Origin of the sequence: Arthrobacter sp. efr-133-R2A-120, from assembly GCF_030209835.1 — a bacterium.
Taxonomy (GTDB): domain Bacteria; phylum Actinomycetota; class Actinomycetes; order Actinomycetales; family Micrococcaceae; genus Arthrobacter.
Map to the genome: position 1 here is coordinate 46,784 of NZ_JARVRF010000063.1, position 9,307 is coordinate 56,090.

10 protein-coding genes are annotated in these 9,307 nt (G+C 62.3%); 7 read left to right on the top strand and 3 right to left on the bottom strand.

The annotated features are described in order from the left end of the window. The first annotated feature begins 26 nt into the window (after positions 1-26). From QRN52_RS21820 to QRN52_RS21830, 3 genes are all read left to right on the top strand, one after another. Positions 27-1,346 carry an ATP-binding protein gene (locus QRN52_RS21820; RefSeq protein ID WP_284755778.1) on the top strand — a complete coding sequence of 440 codons (1,320 nt, stop codon included), beginning with the start codon at positions 27-29 and terminating at the stop codon, positions 1,344-1,346. A 79-nt stretch (positions 1,347-1,425) separates the two neighbouring features. Then, complete coding sequence (locus QRN52_RS21825; protein ID WP_284755779.1) at positions 1,426-2,085, top strand: transmembrane-type terpene cyclase; 660 nt, start codon at positions 1,426-1,428, stop codon at positions 2,083-2,085. A 3-nt stretch (positions 2,086-2,088) separates the two neighbouring features. After that, entirely contained in the window at positions 2,089-3,336 is a 1,248-nt protein-coding gene (locus tag QRN52_RS21830) for a low temperature requirement protein A (protein WP_284755780.1), read from the top strand. 514 nt (positions 3,337-3,850) lie between these two features. Here the strand turns inward: QRN52_RS21830 and QRN52_RS21835 are convergent. Continuing rightward, the gene (locus QRN52_RS21835) at positions 3,851-4,057 is read right to left on the bottom strand and encodes a DUF7336 domain-containing protein (protein ID WP_284755781.1); all 207 of its coding nucleotides are present in this window, start codon (positions 4,055-4,057) and stop codon (positions 3,851-3,853) included. A 1,047-nt stretch (positions 4,058-5,104) separates the two neighbouring features. Between QRN52_RS21835 and QRN52_RS21840 the strand changes: the two genes are divergently transcribed. The 4 genes from QRN52_RS21840 (at position 5,105) to QRN52_RS21855 (ending at position 7,486) form a co-directional block, all read left to right on the top strand. After that, positions 5,105-5,338, top strand: coding sequence for a helix-turn-helix transcriptional regulator (locus QRN52_RS21840; RefSeq protein ID WP_284755782.1), 234 nt, complete (start codon positions 5,105-5,107; stop codon positions 5,336-5,338). Then, complete coding sequence (locus QRN52_RS21845) at positions 5,335-6,528, top strand: type II toxin-antitoxin system HipA family toxin (protein ID WP_284755783.1); 1,194 nt, start codon at positions 5,335-5,337, stop codon at positions 6,526-6,528. The genes QRN52_RS21840 and QRN52_RS21845 overlap by 4 nt, the downstream gene beginning before the upstream one ends. A gap of 173 nt (positions 6,529-6,701) precedes the next feature. Beyond that, positions 6,702-6,848 carry a lmo0937 family membrane protein gene (locus QRN52_RS21850; protein ID WP_284755784.1) on the top strand — a complete coding sequence of 49 codons (147 nt, stop codon included), beginning with the start codon at positions 6,702-6,704 and terminating at the stop codon, positions 6,846-6,848. 95 nt (positions 6,849-6,943) lie between these two features. Then, positions 6,944-7,486, top strand: coding sequence for a DUF1003 domain-containing protein (locus tag QRN52_RS21855; RefSeq protein ID WP_284755785.1), 543 nt, complete (start codon positions 6,944-6,946; stop codon positions 7,484-7,486). A 27-nt stretch (positions 7,487-7,513) separates the two neighbouring features. Here QRN52_RS21855 and QRN52_RS21860 read toward each other — a convergent pair whose 3' ends face one another. Both QRN52_RS21860 and QRN52_RS21865 read right to left on the bottom strand, forming a co-directional pair. Beyond that, positions 7,514-8,014, bottom strand: coding sequence for an HD domain-containing protein (locus QRN52_RS21860; RefSeq protein WP_284755791.1), 501 nt, complete (start codon positions 8,012-8,014; stop codon positions 7,514-7,516). A 20-nt stretch (positions 8,015-8,034) separates the two neighbouring features. Next, the gene (locus QRN52_RS21865) at positions 8,035-9,174 is read right to left on the bottom strand and encodes a serine hydrolase domain-containing protein (RefSeq protein WP_284755786.1); all 1,140 of its coding nucleotides are present in this window, start codon (positions 9,172-9,174) and stop codon (positions 8,035-8,037) included. Positions 9,175-9,307: the final 133 nt, after the last annotated feature.

Consider the following 9,307-nt stretch of genomic DNA (forward strand, 5'->3'; position numbering starts at 1 on the left):
GATGGCGATCCACCAAGGAGCAGGGCATGAGCAATTGGCGCATCAGGGACTTCCACTCGTCTGACATGGACGGCATCCTGCACCTTTGGGAGTCGCTCAAAGCGGACAATGTCGAGCCGGTCTATGCGCTCTCCGAGGTCCTCGCGTCGTGCGAGAAAGACCACGCCGTGGTGGCGGTGCAGGGCGAGCAGGTGGTGGGTGCCGCCGTCGGACGCGCGGCCCATGACCAAGGCTGGATCGTTTTCCTGGCCACTCTGCCAGAGTTCCGTGGCCGCGGGATCGGCACCTCGCTGCTGGCCGCCGTCGAGAACCGGATGACTCCGCACGGCCTCAACAAGCTCTCGGCGCTCATGCCGGAGTCCGAGACCCGTGTCGAAGCGTTCCTGGGCCGCGGCTTCCTGCTCAAGCAGAACCTGCACTACTTCGAGCGGACCATTCCGGTGCAGCGCCAGGAACTCGAGCCGTTGAGCCAGCTCGGCGGCCGCATTCTAGCCCGTGACCTGTGGGAAAACGTCGCCGGCATGCGCCGCGAAAAGGAACTGCTGGAACGACGCCTGGTCCTTCCCCTCGCTGAGGCCGATCTCGCCGATGAGTTCGGCGTGGTGCCGCCTCGCGCCGTCGTGCTCTTCGGCCCGCCTGGGACGGGCAAGACGACGTTCGCCAAGGCGATCGCGTCCCGGCTCGAGTGGCCGTTCGTGGAGGTCTTCCCCTCCCGCCTGGCCTCTGATCCCAAGGGCCTGGCCGGGGCGCTGCGCGAGACGTTCCTGGAAATCGCCGAACTCGAGCACGCGGTTGTGTTCATCGACGAGGTGGAGGAAATCGCGTCCCAGCGGTCGGGCGAGCCTCCGTCGCCTCTGCAGGGCGTCACCAACGAGCTCCTCAAGATCATCCCGGCTTTCCGCGAACAGCCGGGCCGCTTGCTGGTTTGCGCCACCAACTTCATCCGGGCCCTGGACACCGCCTTCCTGCGCCACGGCCGCTTCGACTACGTCATCCCCATCGGCCTGCCCGACGTCCATGCCCGCGAGGCCATGTGGCAGCGCTTCATCCCGGCCAGCGTGGTGGACTCGGTCGACGTGGCGCTGTTGGTTTCCCGGACGGAGGGCTTCTCCCCCGCGGACATTGAGTACGCGGCACGCAGCGCCTCACAGCGTGCTTTGGAAAAAGCCGTCTACACGTCCGGCGCTCCCGACGCCTCCGCCGGGGGCGCCGCACCGGCGTCGAATGCCCGCAAGGGACCGGTCACGCAGGACTACCTCGACGCCATCGCCGATACCCGCACTACCGTCAGCGACGAAGTCCACCAGGACTTCCTCGAAGACATCGACGTACTAGGCCGCGTTTAGAGCAACGCGGGGTCACTTACGGCCCATGTTCGGCCCCGGGATGGGCGCTAAGTGACCCCGCGTTGGAAAAGGAGGAACCGTGAACCTGTTTCTGACAATCCTGAGCGGGGTCGCCTGGACGACGGTCTACATTTGCGCGATCCGGATCGGGTTTCGCGACAAGACATATGCCATCCCGGCGGCGGCGCTGGGCCTGAACTTCGCGTGGGAGGTCATCTACTCGGTACATTCGCTCAGCACGAGGCTCTCCGTGCAGGGCGTCATCAACATTGCCTGGGCGTTGGCCGACGTCGCGATTGTCTACACGTTCTTCGCGTTCGGCAGGCGGGAACTTCCCGGATTTGTCACGCGGCCCCTGTTCATCGGATGGGCGGTTCTGCTGGGCCTGGCCTCGTTCGCTGTGCAGTGGCTCTTCATCACCGAGTTCGATTGGGATCCCGCATCCCGGTACGCGGCTTTTCTGCAGAATCTCCTGATGTCCGGGCTATTCATTGCCATGTTCGCGGCCCGGCGGGGCTTGCGAGGCCAATCCATGGTGATCGCCGTGGCGAAATGGATCGGAACCCTTGCGCCCACCATCACCTTCGGGGTCCTCGAGAATTCACTGTTCATCCTGGGCATCGGCGTCCTCTGCAGCATTTTCGACCTGAGCTATATCGGGCTGCTGTTATGGGCGAAGAGAAACCCGGGCGCCCTCTCGCGGGATCGGGACTCGGGGGGCCTACCGGCGGTACCCTGAACCATGTCCATGAATCCATTGCGCCATGCACTGTCGCGCATGGGCGGGCGCGATCCCTTGGAGCTGAATCGCACAGCCACGCCCTTGGAACTCTTCTTTGATTTGACGTTCGTTATCGCCTTTGGGGTTGCCGGCAGCCAGTTCGCGCATGAGCTGGCCGAGGCCCGTTTCGGCTCCGGGTTGATGGGCTTCACCTTCGCAATGTTCGCCGTCATGTGGGCCTGGATCAATTTCTCGTGGTTTGCCAGCGCCTACGACACTGACGACTGGGTGTTCCGCGTTGTCACCATGGTGCAGATGGTGGGTGTACTCATCCTTGCCATGGGCATCGAACCGATGTTCCAATCCCTTGATGAGGGCCACCGCGTGGACAACTCCACCATGGTGCTGGGCTACATCATCATGCGGTTGGCGTTGGTGTTCCAGTGGCTGCGCGCCGCGAAGCAGGATCCGGAGCGCCGAAGTGCTTGCCTCACCTACGCGAAGTTCCTGGTGGTGGCGCAGATCGGCTGGGTGGTGGTGCTGATTGTCCACGCCGACATCCTGACGAACTTCCTCATGGCCGCCCCGCTTTTCCTGCTGGAAATGGCGACGCCGACAATCGCCGAGCGCAAAGCCAAGACACCGTGGCACGCACACCACATCGCGGAACGCTACGGACTTCTGGCCATCATCGCCCTGGGCGAGTGTTTGATTGGAGCCATTGAATCCCTTCGGGCGATCGTGGCCCTTCATGGCTGGTCCGTTGACGCCGCCCTCGTTGGCCTCGGCGGTACGGGGCTGGCCTTTGGAATGTGGTGGATCTACTTCATCCTTCCGTCCGGCCACGCCCTGCATCACCAGCGGCACCGGGCATTCGCCTTCGGATACGGCCACATGTTCATCTTCGGGTCGATCGCAGCCACCGGCGGCGGACTTCACGTCGCGGCCCTCTTCATCGATCATTCTGCCCACATCAGCGCCACCGTTGTAGTGGCCACCATCGCCGTACCCGTGGCTCTGTTCAAGGTAGCCCTGAGTTCGCTGTACGGCTACCTGTTGGGTTTCGACCGCGCGCTCCTCGGAGTCACGGCTCTCGTGGTCGTGTTGCTCTGCGGCAGTGTGGGCTTGGCCGCCCTGGACGTCTCTGTTCCTGTCTGCATGATGGTGATTGTGGCGGCGTTGGCTATCTCGATCGTGATCGACGAACGGCGCGGGACCGCACGCCGGGAAGCAGCCCTGGAAAGGCTGAGGGCACACCCGGCCACCTAGGCGAATTCGTGGGTCTGGGCTCGGGACCGCTGTACCGGCGGCACGCAGCGAACGGCCCGCACCCACGATGTCGCGGCGGGCTCACCGGCACGGGATAAGAGTCATTGGCGCCCCGCAAGCGCACCTCATACAACAGTGTCAAGTGTTTTGCTCCTATTGAGTGATGGACGCGCCAAATTGAGTACTCGAAAGCTGTGAATTGAGTGGTAACCGTGATGAGGATTGAGTGTTTAGGCGCATATCCATGGCAACCAACAATTAGCAGGGTTCCGGTCTTATAAATTCTAAGATAAAGTCCTCTGACCTGTTTATTAAAAGGTCTTGCTTAATTTGCCTTTCTTGCATAACTTGATCCTGACTTACTTGTTTCAACGCGCACCCACCCGATATCACTCGCAGGAGGACAAGTGAATCTAGAGCCGAGAACCTTGAAGAGTGCAGTTCGCGCCGCCACAATGCCGAAGTCGTTGCCAGCGCGGCCAACGGCCGTGAACCAGACCGGAGATTGACGAGGTTATCGGTCGCCGGGGCCGAAACTCACGTGTCCGGGTCCCCTGTTGTAGCGGTATCCGATCTCATAGCGGGAGTAAATAACACCCCTGGCATACTCGAGTTTGATTTCCTCGGCGAACCCTTCCGCCTCGTCTTGAGATGCGAAGACGCCAAGCACGGCATTGAAGGATTCCTCTTCATCATGTTGGACGATCCACACCGCAGCCATGCTGACAGGGTACCCGAAAACAAGGGCATTGACCTTACTAATAAGACTCGATGGTCCTCCGCGGACCATTTTTCGCACAGCAAATACCGAGGGACACAATGAATAAAATATCCGCACTTGCCACGTCAGCGCTGTTGCTAGTCCCGTTGTTCACAGCGGGGTCATCAAAGGCAACTGAAAACCCGCCGAAGGCGCCGGACGCCCCGGCCAACGCTCCGGCCTATGATCCAAACATCCCGGCCCCGAAACCTGGTGATCTGACCTGGGCCGAGGCGGCAACACTCGGGCAGAGCTCGGAGACCTTCACGGAAGAGACGCCAAAGAACAAGACGTCTAAGGAAGCCGTATCCCCTGCCAGTGTCTCGCCGATCACCGGCACAAGCGGCCAGCGTTGCACCATCGATACGGGAAACGTCTATAAACGGACGTCCGGGAGCATCTATCCGTATGGAACTGTTGGCGGTCACCCAAAGACGACGTGCAACGTCTTCATGATAAGCATCTCCCAGACAACAACCCTGTATAAGACCGTTTGGTGGGGACTCCAGCGAGTGGCAGGGCCATTCAATAGCTTCAACCAGGGACAAGCATCCTTGACCCAGACATCTCCTCAGGTAGTGTGCGCGGACCTTCGCGAAACGACATTCAGGATGTTCGTCCGCAGCACCGGGACCTTCCCGACAAGGGCATTGGGATCAGCCAGCGCTTGGGAGGAAGGGGTTAACTTGAGGTGCGGGACCAACTAATCCGTAAGCCCCAAGCCTAAACAGCCACATGCCAGCAGGCAGCCGCCTCGCGCCCGGGCCAAGCACCGGACGGTGCCGGTCACCTAGGCGAATTCGTGGGTCCTGGCCCCAAATCGCTATACCCGCACCCAGCGCACGCCCCGCACCCACGACGCCGCGACGGGCTCACCGGCACGAACGTACCGATTCCCGGCCGCCAATCCTTGATTCGCCTCCCAAGTAAGCGGAAAATGATGAAACCGGCACGAACGTACCGGACACGCACAACGCGGATGCCCACAGAACACAACGAAGGATGGACATGTCCCCCAGGGAATTTACCGAGTCCCTCGGAGCCAAGGTCCGTGCCCGCCGCGTTTCCCTCAGCCTGAGCCAGTCCGACCTCGCAGACCTCGCAGGAGTCTCGGAACGATTCGTCCGCTTCGTGGAGCAGGGGAAGACCACGGTCCAATTGGAACCACTCCTCGCGGTCCTCGGCACACTGGGCCTTGAGCTCAAAGTGCAACCCGCGGGCAAGCAATCCAGCCAGTCATGACCTTCCACCGCATCGCCGACGTTTACAAGCAGGGCGTCCTGGCGGCGCGCATCGAGCGGCATGAAGGCGGCACCAAGTTCAGCTACTTGCCGCGGTACCTCGAATCAGGCGGTCCGGCCGTTGCCACTACGCTCCCATTGACAAATGAAGCAGTGTTCACCCCGAGCGGCGCGGTTCCGCCCTACTTCACGGGTCTCCTCCCGGAAGGCCGCCGCCTGAATTCCCTGCGCCGGGCGGTCAAGGCCAGCGCCGACGACGAGCTCGCGCTCCTCATGGGCGCGGGCGGGGACGCCGTGGGCGATGTCCAGACGGTCCCCCACGGCGAGCCGCCCACGGAAGGAGGCTCCGCCGTCGTGCTCGACTCGAAGCTGCCGCTCGACTTCGACGCTCTGCTCGGCGATTCGGGCCTTATCGATCCTGTGGCATTGGCGGGTGTGCAGGACAAGCTATCGGCCGGGATGATTTCGCTTCCGGTGGCGCAAGCGGGCAAGCGCTTCATCCTCAAACTCAATGCGCCCGAGTTCCCGTTCGTGGTGGAAAACGAGTTCCTCATGTTCCGTTTTGCGCGCAAGCTCCGGATCCCGGTGAGTAGTGTGCAGTTGGTGCACGACGTCGGCGGGCGGGCCGGGCTGCTCGTCGAGCGTTTCGATCGCCTCACCGGAGCCGACGGCACTCCCGTGCGTCTCGCCGTCGAGGACGGCGCCCAAGTGTTGGGACTCTATCCTGCGGACAAGTACAGCGTGCCGTTCGGCGAGGTTTGCGCGGCTTTGGCGGCGCATTGTTCCGCGCCGCTGCCGGCCTTGCGGAACCTGGCCATCCAACTGGCTTTCGCTTGGCTCAGCGGCAACGGCGACCTCCACGCGAAAAACGTGTCCATGCTTCAGTCGCCGCAGGGCGAGTACACCATCGCCCCGGTCTACGACATCCCCTCCACGGTGGTCTATGGGGACAAGACGCTCGCGCTCGGAATCGGCGGCAAGAAGAGCGGAATCTCCCGAAAGCACTTCCTTGCCTGGGCCGGGAAGCTCGGACTGGCGGAGCGCGCAGCGGAGGGAGTCCTGGGACTCGCGCTCAAGGCTTCGGGGCCGCTCATCGCAGAGCTCGACGCCGGCGCCTCACCTTTCGGGCCGCTGCAGACAAGGGACTGGATCAAGGAGCTAAAGCATCGGCGAAGGCTGATGGGTGGGTAGCTTTCCCTGCACCGGGCGTCAAAGCGGCAGTTGAACTATCGCTTATTGTGTACCCGTTAACACCAGCCCGATCGTGGCATAAAGTAAGGGCACCAAACGATATCTGCGTGGGTCGCGGAGCGGCCTGGCGCAGAATCAGCATTTGCATCCGCAGACTAACAAGGGAGACCCTCATGTTGCTTTGGATAGCCATCATTATCGCTGTTCTCTGGCTTCTCGGATTGATTGGCAACATCGGCGGCGGGTTCATCCACCTGCTTTTGGTTGTTGCGGTGATCGTCCTGATTTTCCACTTCCTCCGTGGAAGATCCCGCGTGTAAGTATCAACCGTTCAATCCAAGGTTCACCCGCATGGCGACGCTAGGCTCGCTCTCAGAGGCGAGACGGGCTCGCCGCGAGCCAAGGGATTGAACGTATGGCACAGCAGGCCGGACACCAATCGACATCCACGACGGGCGCTCTTCCGCATTCGCGCTCTTATCTGAGACCTACGCGGTTGCTCTCCCAAAGCGAGCGCTCAAAGCTCCACCCATCGGTCCTGGCAGAGGCCGAGCGCCGGGCCGCAAGCATTCAGCTTCGAGTCGCGGATGCAATCACGGCCTTCGCCGGATCGATGAACTTCGTCTACCTGCACATTTTGCTTTTCGCTGTGTGGATGCTCGTGTTCGAGCAGAGTCCGTGGCCGACGTTGACCCTGATCGTCTCGCTCGAAGCGATCTTCCTCTCGACCTTCGTCATGATCGGACAGAACCGTCAAGCGGCTTTCCAGCAAGTGAAGGCGGACCATGACTACAACGCCCAGGAGCAGCTGCTCGAGGAGAACACCGAGCTGACGCGTGCGATTCACGAGCTCACTGCCCAGATCCACCAGCGGGTCCTCGCGGAGGTCACCGCGCCCACCGCGCGAGAGGCGGTTGCCGCTGCCAACCCGCGGCCGGATGACCCGACGAAACCGTAGGCAGGTGGGACCTGCCGGGTCGAACTGCTAGTCCGCCAACTGATCCAGCTCGTACAGCAGATCCGTGTTGATGCGCTCCACGATCAAGTGGCTTTCGCCCCGGGGCACCGCCTTGTAGAGCACTTTCCGGGCGTCCGCGTAGCGCGTGGGCGACACTTTGTCTGGCCACTTCTCCGCAAATGCCTGTACGCGCTCCGGCAAGGAGTTGTGGGCATTGCAGGCGATCTTGACCAAGGTGGCATCGTGGTCCTGCGCGATATGCAGAATGACGGCCTCATCGTTAGCCGGGTCGTCCTGGAAGCGGCGCGTCACGCGTTCGATGATTTCTACGGCGCGTTCGGAAACGCCCATGTCCAGCAATGCTTGTTTGGTGATGGGCGTGTCCTTGGCGATGTCGTGCAGGTAGCCGGCGATCCGGATATCGTCATCGAAATCGGCAAGCGCATCTCCGACCGCCATCACGTGCTCACTGTGCGGCCGTTTCAGTTTGTCCTTCTGGCGGTTGTGCGCCACCCCGGCAAGGACCATGGCTGTTTCAACAGTGAAGGTCACTTTTCATCCTTCTGCGCCAGTTCGGTGACTGCCTTCCGCACGGCGGCGCTCAGCTCGAGGTTGCGGCATCCTGCTCCACCCGGCTCGGCCTGTTGCGGCACGTATCCGAAGGCGAGTTCATACACAGGGTCAGCGAACCCCAAAGATGCGCTGGCGCCGTCGTGCCCGAACGCCCGGTAGCTGCCGTAAGGCGAGCGTGCATGCGATTTCATGAACACCGTCCCAAAGCAACTGGTCTCGCCGAACACGCGGTCGATGCCGAAGACCTGCTCGGCCGAGACGGCCTGGATGGTCTCTTCGCTCAGGAGGGGCGCGACGGCGGGTCGGTCGCCGTCGGGGGCAAGTCCGGTGAGTGCCGCAGCGTAGACGCGGGCCATGCCTTCGGCGCTGGCGACCCCGGCGGCGGAACTCAGGCCGGCTGCGCGGACCTCGCGGATATTAGGCAGGTCAAGGATGTCCCCCACCGCAGAGTTTGCCGAAAGGCCGAAATGGCTCGCGGGATCAATCCACGGCTGGGAGGGGTCCTCGGCCCAACGGAGGGTGGCGTAGCGAGGCTCCTCTGACTCAGGCAGCCCCAGGAAGAACTGGGCGCCCGTGACCGAGCGGATGCGTTGTTCGTAGATTTCCTGGAGGGTGGACCCGGTGATCCTGCGGCAAAGCTCCTCCATGAAGACGCCGATGGTCAGGGCGTGGTATCCGAAGGCGGCCCCGGGCTTCCAGAGCGGCCGCATCTGCGCGAGTTTGGCGGCGGCCAGCTCGGAGTTGTTGTACTCCGCCAGGGTGAGTCCGCCTTCAACTCCCAGAAGCCCGGCCTGGTGGGAGAGCAGCTGGGCCACGGTAATCGTGGCCTTTCCTTCGGCGCCGAATTCCGGCCAATACTTGACCACTTCGGCGTCGAGGTCCAGGAAGCCGTCCTGGATCAAAAGTGCGATGACCAGCCCGGACACTCCCTTGGAGCAGGAGAAGACACCGGTTACGGAATCCGGGCGGCGGTGCGGCCCGCCGCTGATGTCCAATACCTTGACTCCGCGGTGGTAGGCCGCGAGCTGGGCTGAATATTCCGGGTCCTCGCTGAGGAAACGGCCAAAGAGTTCGGCTACCGGTTCGAATCCAGGGGCAATCGTCTGTGCATCCACCCGGACAGCCTAATCCCTTCTGCCCCCTAACCTCGCTACACTCGGCCAGGGAACCCGACAGAATGGGCCCACCTTCTACCCCCTAACCTCGCTACACTCGGCCAGGGAACCCGACAGAATGGGCCCACCTTCT

Excerpts from the sequence above, each read along its gene's own strand:
- QRN52_RS21840 (WP_284755782.1), top strand. The coding sequence starts at position 5,105 with ATGTCCCCCAGGGAATTTACCGAGTCCCTCGGAGCCAAGGTCCGTGCC.
- QRN52_RS21855 (WP_284755785.1), top strand. The coding sequence starts at position 6,944 with ATGGCACAGCAGGCCGGACACCAATCGACATCCACGACGGGCGCTCTT.
- QRN52_RS21860 (WP_284755791.1), bottom strand. The coding sequence starts at position 8,014 with ATGGTCCTTGCCGGGGTGGCGCACAACCGCCAGAAGGACAAACTGAAA.
- QRN52_RS21830 (WP_284755780.1), top strand. The coding sequence starts at position 2,089 with ATGTCCATGAATCCATTGCGCCATGCACTGTCGCGCATGGGCGGGCGC.
- QRN52_RS21850 (WP_284755784.1), top strand. The coding sequence starts at position 6,702 with ATGTTGCTTTGGATAGCCATCATTATCGCTGTTCTCTGGCTTCTCGGA.
- QRN52_RS21835 (WP_284755781.1), bottom strand. The coding sequence starts at position 4,057 with ATGGCTGCGGTGTGGATCGTCCAACATGATGAAGAGGAATCCTTCAAT.
- QRN52_RS21845 (WP_284755783.1), top strand. The coding sequence starts at position 5,335 with ATGACCTTCCACCGCATCGCCGACGTTTACAAGCAGGGCGTCCTGGCG.
- QRN52_RS21820 (WP_284755778.1), top strand. The coding sequence starts at position 27 with ATGAGCAATTGGCGCATCAGGGACTTCCACTCGTCTGACATGGACGGC.